The organism is Devosia aquimaris (genome assembly GCF_020169335.1).
In the GTDB taxonomy this organism is placed as follows: domain Bacteria; phylum Pseudomonadota; class Alphaproteobacteria; order Rhizobiales; family Devosiaceae; genus Devosia; species Devosia aquimaris.
In genome coordinates this window covers 640,336-656,514 of the sequence record NZ_JAIEZN010000001.1, presented here as the reverse complement: position 1 = coordinate 656,514, position 16,179 = coordinate 640,336, and the positions used below count along the sequence as shown (strand labels likewise).

General features: G+C 64.0%; 16 protein-coding genes. 6 read left to right on the top strand and 10 right to left on the bottom strand.

Annotated features, from left to right (window positions below):
* Positions 1–9: 9 nt before the first annotated feature.
* The 9 genes from K1177_RS03115 to K1177_RS03075 all read right to left on the bottom strand — a co-directional run bounded on the left by K1177_RS03115 (position 10) and on the right by K1177_RS03075 (position 8,342).
* Positions 10–777 (bottom strand): amino acid ABC transporter ATP-binding protein, encoded by a 768-nt coding sequence (locus K1177_RS03115; protein ID WP_224701864.1) that lies wholly within the window; start codon positions 775–777, stop codon positions 10–12.
* Between the two features lie 32 nt (positions 778–809).
* The gene (locus tag K1177_RS03110) at positions 810–1,475 is read right to left on the bottom strand and encodes an amino acid ABC transporter permease (RefSeq protein ID WP_224701863.1); all 666 of its coding nucleotides are present in this window, start codon (positions 1,473–1,475) and stop codon (positions 810–812) included.
* Between the two features lie 54 nt (positions 1,476–1,529).
* Positions 1,530–2,360 carry a transporter substrate-binding domain-containing protein gene (locus K1177_RS03105; RefSeq protein WP_224701862.1) on the bottom strand — a complete coding sequence of 277 codons (831 nt, stop codon included), beginning with the start codon at positions 2,358–2,360 and terminating at the stop codon, positions 1,530–1,532.
* Positions 2,361–2,514: 154 nt separating this feature from the next.
* Positions 2,515–3,408 carry a 4-hydroxy-tetrahydrodipicolinate synthase gene (gene dapA, locus K1177_RS03100; protein WP_224701861.1) on the bottom strand — a complete coding sequence of 298 codons (894 nt, stop codon included), beginning with the start codon at positions 3,406–3,408 and terminating at the stop codon, positions 2,515–2,517.
* Positions 3,409–3,430: 22 nt separating this feature from the next.
* The gene (locus K1177_RS03095; RefSeq protein ID WP_224701860.1) at positions 3,431–4,165 is read right to left on the bottom strand and encodes a 4-hydroxy-tetrahydrodipicolinate reductase; all 735 of its coding nucleotides are present in this window, start codon (positions 4,163–4,165) and stop codon (positions 3,431–3,433) included.
* A 13-nt stretch (positions 4,166–4,178) separates the two neighbouring features.
* Positions 4,179–5,576 carry an aldehyde dehydrogenase family protein gene (locus K1177_RS03090; protein ID WP_224701859.1) on the bottom strand — a complete coding sequence of 466 codons (1,398 nt, stop codon included), beginning with the start codon at positions 5,574–5,576 and terminating at the stop codon, positions 4,179–4,181.
* A 5-nt stretch (positions 5,577–5,581) separates the two neighbouring features.
* Positions 5,582–6,901, bottom strand: coding sequence for an FAD-dependent oxidoreductase (locus K1177_RS03085; RefSeq protein ID WP_224701858.1), 1,320 nt, complete (start codon positions 6,899–6,901; stop codon positions 5,582–5,584).
* On the bottom strand, positions 6,898–7,155 hold the full coding sequence (locus K1177_RS03080) for a 2Fe-2S iron-sulfur cluster-binding protein (protein ID WP_224701857.1): 258 nt from the start codon (positions 7,153–7,155) through the stop codon (positions 6,898–6,900). Before K1177_RS03080 ends, K1177_RS03085 begins: the two co-directional genes overlap by 4 nt.
* Positions 7,152–8,342 (bottom strand): NAD(P)/FAD-dependent oxidoreductase, encoded by a 1,191-nt coding sequence (locus K1177_RS03075; RefSeq protein ID WP_224701856.1) that lies wholly within the window; start codon positions 8,340–8,342, stop codon positions 7,152–7,154. The genes K1177_RS03080 and K1177_RS03075 overlap by 4 nt, the downstream gene beginning before the upstream one ends.
* A 168-nt stretch (positions 8,343–8,510) precedes the next feature.
* Here K1177_RS03075 and K1177_RS03070 point away from each other — a divergent pair, with 168 nt between their 5' ends.
* Positions 8,511–9,410 (top strand): LysR family transcriptional regulator, encoded by a 900-nt coding sequence (locus K1177_RS03070; protein WP_224701855.1) that lies wholly within the window; start codon positions 8,511–8,513, stop codon positions 9,408–9,410.
* 334 nt (positions 9,411–9,744) lie between these two features.
* The gene (locus K1177_RS03065; protein WP_224701854.1) at positions 9,745–10,635 is read left to right on the top strand and encodes a LysR substrate-binding domain-containing protein; all 891 of its coding nucleotides are present in this window, start codon (positions 9,745–9,747) and stop codon (positions 10,633–10,635) included.
* 3 nt (positions 10,636–10,638) lie between these two features.
* Here K1177_RS03065 and K1177_RS03060 read toward each other — a convergent pair whose 3' ends face one another.
* Positions 10,639–10,956, bottom strand: coding sequence for a CBU_0592 family membrane protein (locus K1177_RS03060; protein ID WP_224701853.1), 318 nt, complete (start codon positions 10,954–10,956; stop codon positions 10,639–10,641).
* Positions 10,957–11,220: 264 nt separating this feature from the next.
* Between K1177_RS03060 and K1177_RS03055 the strand changes: the two genes are divergently transcribed.
* Genes K1177_RS03055 through K1177_RS03040 form a run of 4 tightly spaced genes read left to right on the top strand, consistent with a single transcriptional unit; the run spans position 11,221 to position 16,176 of the window.
* Entirely contained in the window at positions 11,221–12,792 is a 1,572-nt protein-coding gene (locus tag K1177_RS03055) for an ABC transporter substrate-binding protein (RefSeq protein WP_224701852.1), read from the top strand.
* Positions 12,792–13,739 (top strand): ABC transporter permease, encoded by a 948-nt coding sequence (locus tag K1177_RS03050; RefSeq protein ID WP_224701851.1) that lies wholly within the window; start codon positions 12,792–12,794, stop codon positions 13,737–13,739. Before K1177_RS03055 ends, K1177_RS03050 begins: the two co-directional genes overlap by 1 nt.
* Positions 13,736–14,563 carry an ABC transporter permease gene (locus tag K1177_RS03045; RefSeq protein WP_224701850.1) on the top strand — a complete coding sequence of 276 codons (828 nt, stop codon included), beginning with the start codon at positions 13,736–13,738 and terminating at the stop codon, positions 14,561–14,563. Before K1177_RS03050 ends, K1177_RS03045 begins: the two co-directional genes overlap by 4 nt.
* Positions 14,560–16,176, top strand: coding sequence for an ABC transporter ATP-binding protein (locus K1177_RS03040; RefSeq protein ID WP_224701848.1), 1,617 nt, complete (start codon positions 14,560–14,562; stop codon positions 16,174–16,176). The genes K1177_RS03045 and K1177_RS03040 overlap by 4 nt, the downstream gene beginning before the upstream one ends.
* Positions 16,177–16,179 lie beyond the last annotated feature (3 nt).

Genomic DNA, 16,179 nt, shown 5'->3' with positions numbered 1-16,179 from the left:
CCGCTCCGATCACGCATTGAAGCGACTGAGAAAGGCCCGCAACCGGTCGCTGGATGGATTGCGGATGACGTTTTCGGCCGTTCCAACCTCGGCGATGACGCCCCCGTCTATGAAAGCGACGCGATCGGCGACGTCGGCAGCAAAGGCCATTTCATGGGTGACGATCGCCATGGTCATGCCGTCATGCGCCAGAAGGCGGATAACCTGCAGCACCTCGCCCACCAGTTCCGGATCAAGGGCGCTGGTGACCTCATCGAGCAAGAGTACGTCAGGCCGCATGGCCAGGGCACGGGCAATCGCAACGCGTTGCTTCTGGCCACCGGACAGGTGGTTGGGATAGGCATCGCGCTTGTCCAGGAGGCCGACCTTGCCAAGCAGTTCCATGGCGCGCGCTTCGACTTCGGCGCGCGGTTCCTTGAGCACGGCGATCGGTCCCTCACAGATATTCTGCATCACCGTCTTGTGGGGGAACAGGTTGAAGTGCTGGAACACCATGCCGACATGCCGGCGCAGTTCGCCACAGCCGATATTGCCGCCGCGCGACTGGAAGCGGTTTTCCACGCTGCGTCCGTTGTAGACGATCTCACCGGCACTCGGGATCTCGAGCAGGTTGAGGCAGCGGATAAGCGTGGACTTGCCCGAGCCTGATGGGCCGATGATGGCCAATACCTCGCCGCGATGCAGGTCGAGATCGACGCCCTTGATGACGTGGAGCTTGTTGTAGCTTTTCGTGAGGCCCCGGACTGTCAGGATGGGCTGGTCATCGGTTGAGTGCATGGTCGCTTCCCCTGAAATTGTTTGCGCGTCCATCAGTCACTCACCCGCATGCGATGTTCGACATAGTCGGCGGCCTGGGTCATCGGGAACAGCACGATGAAGTACAGCAGGGCCACGATGGTGAAGGCTTCCAGTGGTCGGTAGGTCTGCCCGTTGACGACCGCCGCCATATAGGCCAGCTCGCCCACGGAGATCACCGAGATCAGCGAGGTGTTCTTGAACTGGATGACCGACTGGTTGATGAAGGACGGCAGCACGCGCTTGAACGCCTGCGGGATGATGATGCGCCACATCACCTGCCTGTCGGACATGGCAATGGCCTTGGCGGCCTCGGTCTGGCCCTTGTCGATCGAGAGGATGCCGCCGCGGAAGATCTCGGAATAGAACGAGCCCGCATAGAGCGACAGGGTCAGCATGGCCGCCACATAGTTCTCGATGGTGACACCGATCAACAGCGGCAACGCGTAGTAGAACCACATCAACTGCACCAGCAGCGGCGTGCAGCGGAACACTTCCTGGTAGGCGCGCGACAGCCCGCTGATGAGCCGGAACCGCGACAGGCGGCCGAAGCAGATGACCATGCCGATAACCACGCCGACCACGATCGAGCCGAGCGTATAGGCAAAAGTCAGCCACAGCCCCCATGCGAAGAGGTCCCAGTACTGCAGGACGGTGTTGAAGTCCCATTTATAAGGCATGGCGCATCCCCTGAAGAAGTCGGCCGGGGCGGCTGCCGCCCCGGCATGGACGGACTAGCCGCCGAGGTCGAAGTTCTCGGGCAGGTCGTCGAGCCCGATTTCGAACGGCGCGAGGCCATTGATGATCCAGGTCTGGTTGTTGCCAACCCGGCGATTGTAGTCGGCCCAGGCCGAAATGAACGATTTGAACTGCTCGTCGGAAGCGTAGTTGATGCCGATCACCGAAGGCGAGGACAATACCGGCTCGGGGACATAGACCTGGCCCAGGGCGGCGTTGCGCTTGATCATCACGAGCGAATTCAGGACCGTGTTGACGATGGCATCGGCCTTGCCGCTGGCCACGGCCAGGATGGCCTCGTCACGGGTCTTGAAGCGCAGCACATTGGCCTTGGGCAGGTATTGCTGGGTGATCAGGTCCTGTGCCGAACCGAGGTCTACCGCCACGGTTATGGAAGGATCGTTCAGCGACGCCCAGGTGGCTGCGGCAAGCTCGGGGTTGGGCGAGACAATGACGAAGCTGTTGTAGTAGGTGGGCGACGAGAAGGAGATCGACAGCGCACGCGTCGGCAGAGCCGTCAGCGCCAGCGCGATATCAGCCTTGCCCGATTGCACATCAAGGATGGAGTTGGCCCAGGTGCTCTCCACCACTTCGAGTTCCACGCCCAGAGTCGCGGCTATATCGCTGGCCATGTCGATCACGAAGCCGCGCCATTCGCCGGTGCGCGGGTCCTTGTTGAAATAGGGGTCCTCATTGAGGATGGCAGGAACGCGGAGCACGCCTCGTTCCTTGATCTGGTCGATGGTGCTCTGCTGAGCGACGGCCGGCGCGGCCGCGAACCCGATCGCCACGCAGGCTGCGGCGAGTAGCGTAGTCAGTAGTCTCATCATAGTCTCCCTCTGAAAAACTGAACGACGTTGTCTGGGAACGGTCGAAGCTGACCAACCTTCCGATATTCAGAGTGCAGGCGCGCCTGAGCGGCATCAATGCAAACGGACGGCCCGCACTTGTGGCATTTCTTGGAAGAGTCGGCGGTCATTTCTATCTCCCGGCAAACCGGTCCAGCGCTGCCACCAGAGTGGCGCGGTTGGCGATGGCGAGCGGGGCAAGCGGTGAGCGCACGCTGCCGGACATCTGCCCACGGAGTGCCAGTGCTTCCTTGACGGGCACCGGGTTGCCCTCGATGAACAGTGCCTTGGCGAGTGCGAATATCTGGTCATGCAGCGCCAGGGACGTCGCATGGTCGCCGCGATGCCAGGCATCCACCAGCGCCACCATTTCCTTTGGTGCATAATTGGAGACCACGCTGGTCACGCCGAGAGCGCCAACCGACATGAAGGGCAAGGCCAGCGCGTCATCGCCGGAGTGAAGGATGAAGTCGGGCCCGCAGGCAGCTCGCAGTTCGCTGATGCGCTCGGCGCGCCCGCCGGCCTCTTTGATGCCGAAGATATTGCTGTGGCGTTGGGCCAGGCTTGCCGCCGTTTCCGGCGCGATCTCGACACCGCAGCGTCCCGGCACGCTGTAGAGCATGATGGGTAGGTGTGTTGCCTCGGCTATGGCGTCATAGTGGCGCTCGAGGCCAGCCTGGCTGGGACGATTGTAGTATGGCGTGACGACGAGGCAGCCATCGGCTCCGGCCGCCTCGCAGGCGCGGGCCGCCGCAATAGCGTGTGATGTGTCGTTTGAGCCCGCCCCGGCGAGCACGAAGGCCCTGCCCCGCGCCAGTTTGACGGTCCGCGCTACAAGTGCTGCAGCCTCATCGGGCGACAGTGTGGCAGCTTCCCCGGTGGTCCCCACCGGCACCAGCCCCTTGATGCCGGCTGCGATCTGCGACTCGACCAGCCGATCAAAGGCGGCGTAGTCGACGCCGTTCTCGTTGAAGGGGGTCACCAAGGCGGTAAAGACGCCGCTGAATGCCGTGCTCAATGTGCTCATGTCTTGGCCTTTGTCGTAGAAATCAGATGTCGAGGGCGTCATAGCGACCGGGCCCGGGGCCCGACTGGACCAGTCGGACAGCGGCCGCCAGGGCGCCGCGGGCATAGGCGGCAATGGTCTGTACCGAGAAGGTGAAACGGACCTCGGAATCGCCCAGGTCGAAGCGCACCTCGTTTATGCCAACCGTATCGCCCGATCGGTGGACGTGAATCTCCGGCTGCGGCACACTGCCCCCCGCCGCAGCGGCCTGCGCTTCGCTCAAGGTGCGGGCCAGCAGCAGAGAAGTGCCCGAGGGCGCGCGCTTCTTGCGACGATGATAGGTCTCCCTGATGGCGATCAGGGCGCCGGGATGCGCACTGGCAAACTGCCTGGCCTCACGGGCAAGTGCGTTGAAGCCCAACGCGAAATTGACGCCCATCAGGATAGGACGGTAGCGCGAGGCGGCATCGATATGCGCAAGCTGGTCGCCCGAAAAGCCGGTCGTCCCGATAACGATTGGCACCGGGCGCTGCCCCGCCATGCGCTGCAGATAGAGACTCCCCGCGGGCGACGAGAAATCGATGATGGCGTCGCAATGCGCATTGATGGCCGCTTCCGCGGGCCGGTATTCCACGACGGTGCTGCCGACCTGACGGCCGATCCAGGGCGATCCGGGCGAAACGTGAGCTGCCGCGAGCTCCAGACCGGGATCGCTGAGGATGGCCTCGACAAGGCTGGTGCCCACTCGGCCGGACGCTCCAAATACCGCAATGCGCATGGCACGCCCTCCCCTAGTCAATGACAACCTTGGTTTCGCTCATTTCCCGCAGGGCGATGCGAACCCCTTCTCGGCCCAGGCCGCTCCCCTTGATGCCGCCGAAGGGGACATGCTCGGCGCGGAAATCGGGCCCCTCATTGATCATCACACCCCCCACACGCAGATCGCGGGAAAACTGCTTGATGACAGCATGGTCATTGCTGAAGACGCCGGCTTGCAGACCATAGGCGCCGGCGTTGACTTCGGCGATTGCCGACCCGGCGTCATCGAACCGCCGGACCGAAATGACCGGGCCGAAGGTTTCCTGCGCAAAGAGATCGCAGTCCGGCGGCACGTCGGCCACCACGGTTGGCGCGAGCAGGGATCCCGTGCCTGTACCGCCCGTCAGCAGGCGTGCACCCTGCTCCACCGCCGAGCGGACGCGAGCCTGGACCTGTGTCGCCGATTGCGCATCGATGACTGGACCCATCTGGATACCGGGATCGAGAGGATCGCCGTGGCGCACGCCGCGGACAACCTCGAGCAATTGGTCCAGTACCGCATCATGGATGTCGGCATGCAGATAGAACTTCTTGACGGCGGCACAGCTCTGGCCAGCGATTTCGTAGCGCTGTGAAACGGCCGTCTGCACGGCGGCCTGCAAGTCCCCGTCCGGCATGACGAAAAGCGGGTCGTTGCCACCGAGCTCCATGAGGCAGCGGACAAGGCCCGCGGCATTCTTGAGGGCGAGCCCCGCGGCCGTGCCGCCTGTAAAACTCAACAGGTCTATCGGTGCGCGCGCCAGCGCCAGCGCCTGGTTGGCACCGCCATGCACGATATGGAACAGTCCGGCAGGAAATCCCGCCTCATCAGCCAGTTCGGAGAGGCGCTGCGCGGCCAGTGGCGCCTTTGGCGACGGCTTGGCCACCACCGCATTGCCGGCGGCAATGGCCGGGCCAAGTTTGTGGCACAGCAGATTGAGCGGATAGTTGAAGGGCGTTATCGCGCCAACAACCCCGGCGGGCTCATAGGTAATCACAGCCTGGCGATTGGCGCCGCCAGCGACGATGCCGCAGTGCAGCACCTCCCCATCCAGGAACGTGGCTGCGTCCCCCGACAAGCGCAATGTGTTCTGCGCGCGGCGAACCTCATTGCGCGCCTCGGCAATGGTCTTGCCGACTTCGGCACAAATGAGCTGGGCCAGAGGTTCGGCCTCGCGGGCAATGGCAGAAGCGAGCGCGTTGAGCAGGTCGCGGCGTTCGGACGGCGTCGAGAAAGCGAATTCGGCCTGGGCGGCACGGGCCCGCAAGACGGCATCGACAATATCGGCAGGCGTGGCGACCGAAACCAGCCCCACCACACCACCGTGATATGGCGAGGTGACTTCGATGTGTTCGGAGCCGGATTGGACGAGCTGGGACAATGGGGACACGGCGCTCACTCTGACGGATGTGAAGGGGGAAGCGTGACGAAGGCGGAAATGGGAACCGGCTTGACCGGCCAGCGGCTGCCGACGATCTCGGAGGATTGAGGGGGGCTGCCATCGGCATGCTGACTGGCTACGAACGCAGCCACCCACTCTGCGCAGAAGCGGCCCTGGCAGGCGCCCATGCCGAAGCGGCCATTGAGCTTTATCTCGCGCGCCGAGACCGGGTCGCGCGAGTCGAGCATGGCCCGAAGCTGACCCAGGGTGCGGCCCTCGCAGCGGCAGATGATGGTGTCATCGGGCAACTCAGTGGGATCACGCCCGGAATAGTCGAACAGGGTATTGAGGGCGGCCTGGGCCTGGCGCTCCCGCGCCATGGCCAATTCTGCCCCCGTGCTGTCGGAACCGCGCTTGCCCAAATGGGCGAGGACAGCCTGTGCGGCGAGGCGGCCATCGGCAAGGGCAGCGGCGCCGCCCAGCACCTCCCGGCAATCGCCGGCACGCACAAGGAACGGTCCATTGGGATGCGCCGCCGTTCCGTTGCTGTTGGGCAGCAGACCATCATGCAAGGCCACGCGGTCGACGAGCAGCTGGCGTTCCCGGCCACCCCGATCCCGCACCGAAACCGAGAGGCGCCCGTCTTTGGGCACGATGGCGGTGACAAAGGCGCCGCGCTGGGGAAGACAACCCGCACGCACCAGAGTTCCCACATAGCCAGCGGCCTCCCGAAGATAGGCAGGCGTTCGCAGCAGGCTAGCGATGACGCGGAGCGACATAAGCCTGGGACTGCGCTCGAGCACTGCAACCGGCGCATTGCCCAGCGAGGCCATCTGTGCGGCAAGTGCCACCAGCAACGGGCCGGACCCGGCAATCAGCACCGCGCCACTGGGTGCCCTGCCGGTCGACTTCATCATCACCTGCAGACCGCCGGCGCTGACGACGCCGGGCAGATGCCAGCCCGGCACGGGCGCCACGCGCTCGATGGCCCCCATGGCCAGGACCAGCGCGGCGGGGCGTCGGGTAACCAGGCGGCCGGTGTTGCGATCTTCGAGCAGCACGGCACCGGTCGCCTCGATGCCGGCAAACATGTGTCGGCACAGCACCTTTACCGTGCTTGCGGCCAGTTCATCGGACAGGGCCTGCCAGCGCTGCTTGTGCGCGCGTGGGACGCGAACGGATTGCGTTTGATCGTCTGGTTGCCGATGGATGGCGCCGCCGAGGCGCGGACCTTGCTCGCAGAGCGTCACATCAATGCCGGCCCGGGCCAGCGCCACCGCGGCCGAAACTCCAGCTGGGCCTCCACCAATAACGAGGGCTTGGGGACCGCTCATGACGACACCGGCACAAAACGTTTGACGGTCAGCCCGCTGCGCGCGGGCGTCAGGCAGGCTTCCATGCGCGTCCCATCGACGATGACAAGACAGGCCTGGCAGGCGCCAATGCCGCAGAAGTAGCGGCCGGCGCAACCGGCCTGACCCGTGCCGAGCGTGTGGATGCCGGCGCGATCAAGCGCCGCCGCAATGGTTTCGTTGCCGGTATGAGGGATGGCCTTACCGTCGAAGAGAAAGCTGGGGACCTCGCTCATGCAGCGGCCGCCAGGGTTAGCCTGAACCGGGTGGCGTCCAGGGCGGAAATATCCTGATCCGGCGGCTCGCCGCAGATCATCTGCTGGCATAGACGCCCCATCAGCGGGCCGAGGCAGATGCCATCGCCTTCAAAGCCCGTCGCGATCCATAGATTATCAGCGCCACCGACACGACCCACGATGGGCATGCCGTCGCGGGTTGCCGCGCGCAGACCAGAGAAGACGCGGATGACGCGCAATCGGGCCAATGACGGCGATAGCGCCACGGCGTCGCGCAACAGCGCAGCGACAATATCGCCATCGGCCGTCTCCCTGTCGTCGCGGTCCTCGCGGGACCCGCCGATGAGAAATTGGCCGGTGCGGAGCGGGTCGATGACAAGGCCCAGGGAGCGGGATGCCGCGGCGCTATTGGCCGGCTGGCTGCCTTTGCTGACAAGGTATCGGCAGGACATCAGCGGGCCGGGAAAATGAGGGCTATCCGCACCGGCGCGATCGGTGACGATCAGCTGCCCCTTGCGCGGACGGATCAGGTCGGATTCGGCGAGGAAGTGCATCGAACCGATGCCCGTGGCCAACAGGACGGCATCGGCCTGTTCGGTGCCGCATTCGGTGATCACGCCGGTGATGTGGCCGTTGCTGGATGTGAACCCGGAGACGCGGCAGTTGCGCCGGATGGCAAAGCCCCCGAGCCGGCGGAGCCGTTCAACCACGCGGTAGCCAACCGCATGGCCCTCACGCTGCACTTCCGCCGCAGCAATGGCTGTCGGCGCGGCGGCGCCAATGACCTCGGTGAGTGCCGTACCCCTGAGCATACGGATCGGCACGCTGGCCGCTTCCAGCTCCCCCGCATGTCGTTCGAGCACGCTCAGTTCTTCATCATCGGACGCGACCACGAAGGTCGAGCGCGGCAGATATTCATCCACCAGTACGCCTTCAGCGATGAGCTGCTCGTAGAATTTCACGGCCGCGACAGCCAGGGTCATCAGCGGACCAGGCTTCTTGCTGGCCACCGAGACAGCACCATCTGCCGAACCGGTGGCGCCCGAGGCGACGACACCGGCATCATAGACCGTCACCTGCCAGCCAGCGCGCGACAGGAAATGGGCCGCCGACATGCCGACGATGCCAGCGCCGACAATGGCGACGGACCGCGACGATCTGGGAGAATTGCCTTGTGGATGGAGCATGTCGCCAACACGGAATGAACTGGTCCGGTCAGAATGGAGCACCCCTGCCGAAAGCGTCGATACAAATGAAACGGGGGTGAAGCGCAGCATATTTGTAGACCTTTCGGTCCGCCGTCGCTTGCTCGCCGGCGCGCGCTCTCTATGATCAGCCGCAGGAGCGCCGAGCCCATGGCAGAAATCAATCTCACGCTGATCCAGACCTTTTACCTGGTGGCCAGGCATGGATCCTATTCAGCGGCGTCGCGTGAACTGAACCTGAGCTACCAGTCTGCCGCCAACCATGTGCGTCGGCTCGAACAGGTCATGAATGAGCGGCTCGTGGAGTCCGACCAGGGGGCCAAGAAGATCCGCCTGACGCCGCGCGGCGTCGCGCTCTACAACCTGTTGCATCCTGAGCTGGAAATCATGCTGGAGCGACTGGCGCTGGTGGTGACCAGCCAGCGCCCGGTGCTGCGGATCGGCCTGCCGCAGGCCATCTTCTACTACCTCATGCCTGCGGTGCTGGCCGCCTTCCATGCCCGGTTTCCCAGCGTCGAGCTGATCGCCTATGAGCGCGACACGTCACTGGCCGAACTGGTCAAGAACGGCAGCCTGGACGTCTGCATTAATGAACGCTTCTTCGGTGACCCTGTCGTGCCACAGAGCCTGCTCGGCACCTATCACCTGAACCTGGTCTATCCGCGAAGCTGGGGACCGGCGCCGCGGCCGGCAGACATTCCGGAGTGGTCGCGCGGCAAGCCCCTGGTGACCTACGAGCCGGGGCAGACGCTGCGCAACATGGCGATGGATTTTCTGGCAAAGGGCGGAGGCCAGACCGAGGCGTCGACGTCGGCATCGGGCAGTTCGAGCGTCAAGCGGTGCGTGGAGAGCGGCCTTGGGTTTGCCATCATCCCCGCCTGGTGCGTGGGGCCAGAAGACGTCGGCCTGACGCAGGTCAAGATCGACGTCTTGCCGCCGGTCAAAGTCTATTTTGGACAGGCCTTGTTCATGGCCAAGAATGTCTATGTTCAAGCACTGCATGAACAGTGTCGGCTCAGCCTGGTCGGTTCAGCGCTCGAAGCGTCCTAGGCGGCAAACACTTGCCAGATGGACCGCGATTGATAGCGGCAATGGACTGGGCGCCGATCAGGATCGTCGGGTGGGACCGTGCGGCCGGTCGCCAAGAATATGCATGATCCATGGGTCTTTTGCTTGAACATGGCAAAGGCCATGGTTCATTCGTCGAGCCGGACCGGCGGACGACGTGAACGCAAGACCTCTGTCAGCAGCGTGTAGCGAATTGACTGGTGGAGCACGACGCAGGATGGAGCGTGACGCCTAGACACCACGATGGACACTGGCTCTTCTTCGCCAACTTGCTGCGTGGTAGTCCCGCGCCAAGCTTCTGTTTAGAAGGGTGCCTATGGCCAAACTCGGAAAATTGCCTCCGCTGAATGCTCTTGTCGTGTTCGAAGCCGCATCGCGGCTTGGCAGCTTCTCGCGCGCCGGCGTCGAGCTGGGGCTGACACAGAGCGCAGTCAGCCGGCAGATCGGCAAGCTGGAGTCCTTCATCGGCTCCAAGCTGTTTGCTCGCGCCGTGCACGGCGTGCATCTGACGCCGGTTGGCGAGGCCTATGCCGTCGACATCTCACGCGCGCTTGGCGATGTTGCCGCCGTCACCGAGGGCATCCGCAGCTGGGCCGGCCCGCGCCAGATCACCATCGCCTGCTCGCGCGGCATTGCCGATCAATGGTTCATGCCGCGACTGACGCGCATGCAGCGCGAGATCGCCGGGCTCGAACTGCGCCTCAAGGTGACCGACGACATCGTGCACCTGCGGCTGGATGAATTCGACCTGGCAGTGTTCTATCGCAGCGAACGGCCCGTGGGCGTCAATATAACGGTGCTGGGGCGCGAGGAAATCGTGCCGGTTTCAGCGCCTGGCCTACCGCCGCTGCTCGAAGTCGCCAATCCGGTCGCCATCGGCATCGAGGATGTGATGCGCGAATGGCAGGACTGGCCGCAATGGTGGCAAAGCGCCGGTATTGCGCCGCCTCCCCCCATGCGCCGCTGGTTGCTGGGCGATTATGGTCTGTGCGTGGCAGCGGCCATGCAGGGTGGCGGATATGTGTTGGGCTGGACCTGGCTGATCCGCGAGCAGCTTGAGGCCGGCACGCTCGTGCCAGCACATGAGCATATGATGCAGTCTGGTGGGCGCTTTTACCTGATGCGCCCGGCCGACCGGCACCAGCGTCGTATCGTGCGCGAGGTGTCGGACTGGCTGATCGCCCATAATGTGGGCGATGTTGGATGACACTCAGGCCGCCGGCGCCTGTGACACGCTCTCGGTGTCGTTCGCGGCTTCGGTCAGCACCACAGAGGCTGCGGCCGCCTTGCGCTGATGATGGCGGCTATGGAAATAGCCCACGATGGTGAAGATCAGCCAGGCAACCTGAGTCAAGAACGAGCCGAGGTTGAAGCTCCACAGCAGAGAGTATATCAGCGCCACGCCGCCTAGCACATTGAGCGCGGCATAGCGCCCGTCATCGATGGATAGAATGCGCATCTGGATGAGAGCATAACCCGCCAGATAGGCCACAGCGCCAATGAGCCCAACGACCGTCGCAAGCTCCATGTCATCTCCTCCAAGGCGCACCGGATCTGGCGCGCCAGCATGCCCGGCGCAGGGGAAAAAGGCACGTCCACGATGGCGTGTCCTCGGCCGGAGCAAGGCGCCATCTAGCGGGGATATCAGGCGTTCGCCACACGCTGGTTTCCGATGGGGGTATGACTTTATGTCATGCCGGGCGCGGCTATTTCCCCACTAGTATTCCGCCTCAGGGGACCGCCTCCGCCGCCCTGGTGGAGCGTGGACAGTCAAAGACTACAAGGTAGGAAAATGTCGCAGAACACGTCGTCATTCGACCTGAGCCGCCGCCAGTTCATGGCCGGCACCGCAGGCCTGGCACTCACCACATTGGCCAGCGGGCTCATCGTTCCCGCAGCCTTCGCGCAGGAGGCAACGCCCAAGCGCGGCGGCGTGCTCAAGCTGGGCATCGGCGGCGGTTCGACAACCGACACCTTCGACATTCGCGTGCTCAATGACTGGGTGCCTGTGAATCAGGCCTATATGGTGTTCAACGGCCTGGTCGAGATCGACAAGGACAACCAGGTCCAGCCCGAGCTGTTTGAGAGCTGGGAACCTTCGGCCGACGCCAAGGAATGGACCTTCAACATTCGCCAGGGCGTCACCTTCCACAATGGCAAGACGCTGACCGCCGAAGACATCCTCTATTCGCTGAACCTGCATCGCGGCGAGGCCTCGACTTCTGCCGCGCGCTCCACCGCCGGCCAGTTCACCGATGTGGTCAAGGTCTCCGACAGCCAGATCAAGATCGTCCTGGACAGCGGCAATGCCGACCTGCCCTATATCCTGTCGGACTATCACTTCCTGATCGTGCCGGAAGGCTTTGAAGACTGGACCAAGCCCGTCGGCACTGGCCCCTTCGTGCTCGAAAGCTATGAACCCGGCGTGCGCGCCCGCTTCACCCGCAATGAAAGCTACTGGAAGCCCGATACCGCCTGGGTCGATGCCGTCGAAGTCATCGTCATCAACGATATCGCCGCCCGCACCAATGCGATGATGAGCGGCCAGGTGCATGCCATCAACCAGCTCGACTTCAAGACCGTCGATCTGCTCAAGCGCAATCCGAACCTGACGGTGATCCAGTCGGCCGGTGGTCAGCACTTCACCTTCCTGATGGACTGCACCCTGGGCGTCTACACCGACAACAATGTCCGCATGGCCATCAAATATGCCATCGACCGCGAGCAGCTGTTGACCACTGCCCTGCGCGGCTATGGCCAGCTCGGCAATGACCACCCCATTCCCAAGACCGACCCCTTCTATGCCGCCGATCTGCCCCAGCGCGCCTATGATCCGGAAAAGTCCAAGTTCTACCTCAAGGAAGCCGGACTCGACAGCCTGAGCATCGAGCTCTCGGCCTCTGACGCAGCCTTCTCGGGCGCCGTCGACGCGGCCGCCATCTTCCAGTCCTCGGCTTCTGCCTCGGGCATATCCCTCTCGATCAAGCGCGAACCCTCGGACGGCTACTGGTCCAATGTGTGGATGAAGGCGCCGTTCTCGATGGGCTATTGGGGCGGCCGCCCCACGGCTGACCAGATGCTGACCATTGCCTATTCCTCCACCTCGGCGCAGAACGACACGCATTGGAAGAACGAGACGTTCGACGCCAAGCTGGTCGAGGCCCGCGCGCTGCTCGACAATGCCAAGCGCAAGGAAATCTATGCTGAGCTGCAGCAGCTGATTTCCGATGATGGTGGTGCGATGATCCCGATGTTTGGCGATTATCTGGACGCCGTTTCGACCAAGCTGGGCGGCGTGACCACCCATCCGATGTTCAACTTCATGGGTGCGCGCCTGGCCGAAAAGGTCTGGCTCGAAGCATAATGATCCAACTCATCCTTAAGCGTGTTGCGCTGGGGATCCTGACGCTCCTGCTGGTGTCCGCGTTGATTTTCGCGGGCACCCAGCTCCTGCCTGGCGACGTCGCCTCGGCAATTCTCGGACAGAATGCAACGCCGGAATCGCTGGCTGCTCTCCGACAGGATCTCGGCCTCGATCTTCCCGCCTGGCAGCGCTATCTGAGCTGGCTACATGGCTTCGTCACCGGTGATCTCGGCATGTCGCTGGCCAATCGCCAGCCTGTGGCCGATCTGCTCTGGCCGCGCTTCGGCAATACCATGGCGCTAGCCGCCTATGCCGCCGTCGTCTCGGTGCCGATTGCCGTGCTGCTGGGCCTGGCGGCCGCCGTGCGCCGCGGCAGCCTGTTCGACCGCACGATCAACATCGTGGCACTCGCCTTCGTGTCGCTGCCCGAATATTTCCTGGGCCTGCTGCTGATCTTGTTCCTCTCGGTGCAGTTCAACCTGTTGCCGAGCCTCGCTGACACCTATGCCGGCATGAGCTTCCCCGATTGGCTGCGCGCCACCACCCTGCCGGCCCTGACGCTGGTGCTGGTCACTGTGGCACAGATGATGCGCATGACGCGCACCGCCGTGCTCTCGGTGATGGACCAGGCCTATGTCGAAACGGCCTTTCTCAAGGGCCTGCGCACCCGCCGCGTCGTGCTGCGCCATGCGCTGCCCAATGCTGCCGCGCCCATCGTCAATGTGGTGGCCTTCAACGTCGCCTATCTCATCACCGGCGTGGTGCTGGTCGAAGCCATCTTCAACTACAACGGGCTGGGGCGCTTCATGGTCGACGCCGTCGCCAAGCGCGACCTGCCATTGGTGCAGGCGGCGGCCATGGTGTTCGGGGCGGCCTATGTCATCCTCAATTCCATCGCCGACATTGTCGCCATTGCCCTCAATCCGCGCCTGAGGCACCCAAGATGACCAGCAAGCTCAAGGCCATTCCCTTTTCCGCCTGGCTGGGCCTCGTTATCGTGACGCTCAACCTCCTCGTCTTTGTCTTCGGGCCCATGCTGGCCCCCTATGGCCAGAACGAGATCGTGGGCGCGCCCTTTGATCCGCCCTCGGCCCAGTTCTGGTTCGGGCTCGACCAGAATGGCCGCGACATGGCTTCGCGCCTGTTGGCCGGCGCGCAGATGTCAATCGGCGTCTCGCTGGCCGCCTCGCTGATCTCGTTCTGCATCGGCATTCCGATGGGCTTTATTGCGGCCCTGTTCGGCGGCTGGGTCGACACGGTGCTGTCGCGCATCGTTGACACCGTGATGTGCATTCCGGTGCTGATCTCGGCGCTGGTGGTGCTGCAGGCGCTGGGCTCCTCGGTGCCGGTGCTGATCTTCACCATTGCCCTGCTCGACAGCACCCGTGTGTTCCGCCTGGCCCGCGTCGTGGCCCAGGGCATCAGCGTGCTCGAATATGCCGAGACGGCTCGTCTGCGCGGTGAAAGCCTGGGCTGGCTGATCACAAGGGAAATCCTGCCCAATGCCCTGCCGCCGCTGATTGCCGAATTCGGCATGCGCTTCTGCTTCACCTTCCTGTTCGTCGCGGGCCTGTCCTTCCTGGGCCTCGGCATCCAGCCGCCGTTCGCGGACTGGGGCGGCATGGTCAAGGACAACCAGCAGGCCATTCTCTATGGCCTTTACGCGCCGCTGTTCCCGGCGGCCGCCATTGCGCTCCTCACCATTGGGGTCAATCTGGTGGTCGACTGGCTGCTCAGCTCCGGCGGCACTACTCAGGGAGCCGACCGATGAGCCAGTCACCAAACAACGTGCTGACGGTCCGCGGCCTGCGCGTCGCGGCCCCCAATGGCGCCATCCTGGTCGACGGCATTGATGTCGATCTGGCGCCCGGCGAAGTGCTGGGACTGATCGGGGAATCGGGCGCCGGCAAATCAACCATTGGCCTGGCTGCCATGGGCTATGGCCGCGGCGGCTGCCGCATCATCGGTGGCAGTATCGAAATCGGCGGCACCTCCCTGATGGACGGCAGCCGCGCCAGCCGCGAGGCGATGCGCGGCGCGCGCATTGCCTATGTCGCCCAATCGGCGGCCGCCGCCTTCAACCCGGCCATCCGCATCGGCGAGCAGATCATCGAAGGCGCGCTCTACCACGGCAAGATGAGCCGGCCCGAGGCCGAAGCCTGGAAGCTCGAACTGCTCAAGACCCTGCAATTGCCCAACCCGGAGACATTTGGGGAGCGTTATCCGCACCAGGTGTCCGGCGGCCAGTTGCAGCGCGCCATGGTCGCCATGGCCATGTCCTGCCGGCCCGATATCATCGTGCTCGACGAGCCCACCACGGCGCTCGACGTGACCACGCAGATCGAGGTGCTGGCCCTGCTGCGCAGCCTCATCCAGCGCTACAACACTTCGGCGCTCTACATCACCCATGACCTGGCCGTGGTCGCCCAGATCGCCAATCGCATCATGGTGCTGCGCCACGGCAAGCTGGTGGAAGAGGGCACGGCCGAGCAGGTGCTCGAGGCCCCGCGCGATGACTATACGCGCATGCTCGTTGCCGAGCGGCGCGGCAATCTGGTGGGCGAAGCCAGCGACCGCCAGATCGGCGATGTGCTGCTCGATGTCAGCGGCGTGCACGCCTACTACGGCAAGACCGCTGTGCTCGACGATATATCCTGCACCCTGCGCCGTGGAGAGACGCTAGCCGTGGTCGGCGAATCCGGCTCCGGCAAATCGACGCTGGCGCGAGCCATTGCCGGGCTGATGCCGACCTCGGCCGGCATGATCAGCTTTGACGGGCGCCGGCTGGATCGCTCCTACAAGCAGCGCACGCGCGAGGAGCTGCGGCGCATCCAGCTGGTCTATCAACTGCCCGATGTTGCGCTCAATCCGCGCCAGACCGTGGGAGAGATCATCGGGCGACCGATGAAATTCTACTTCGGCATGTATGACGTGCCCAAGGAGAAGGCGGTTGCGCGCTTGCTCGATCTGATCGGCCTGCCGCAGGACTTTGCCGGCCGCCTGCCCGGCGCCCTGTCGGGTGGCCAGAAGCAGCGCGTCTGCATTGCGCGGGCGCTGGCGGCCAAGCCAGACCTCATCATCTGCGACGAGGTCACCTCCGCCCTCGACCCGCTGGTGGCCGAGGACATCCTGCGCCTGCTCAAGAGCCTGCAGCGGGAATTGGGTCTATCCTATCTGTTCATCACCCATGACCTGGGCGTCGTCCGCCGCTTGGCCGACCGCACGGTCGTGATGCAGCGCGGCCGGATCGTCGAACAGGGACCTACGGCCGAGATCTTCCAGCCGCCATTCCACCCCTATACCGAAGAGCTGGTGACCTCCGTGCCCGAGCTGCGCCGCGACTGGCTCGACGACGTGCTGGCCAAGCGCCAGATCACTGCCTGAACC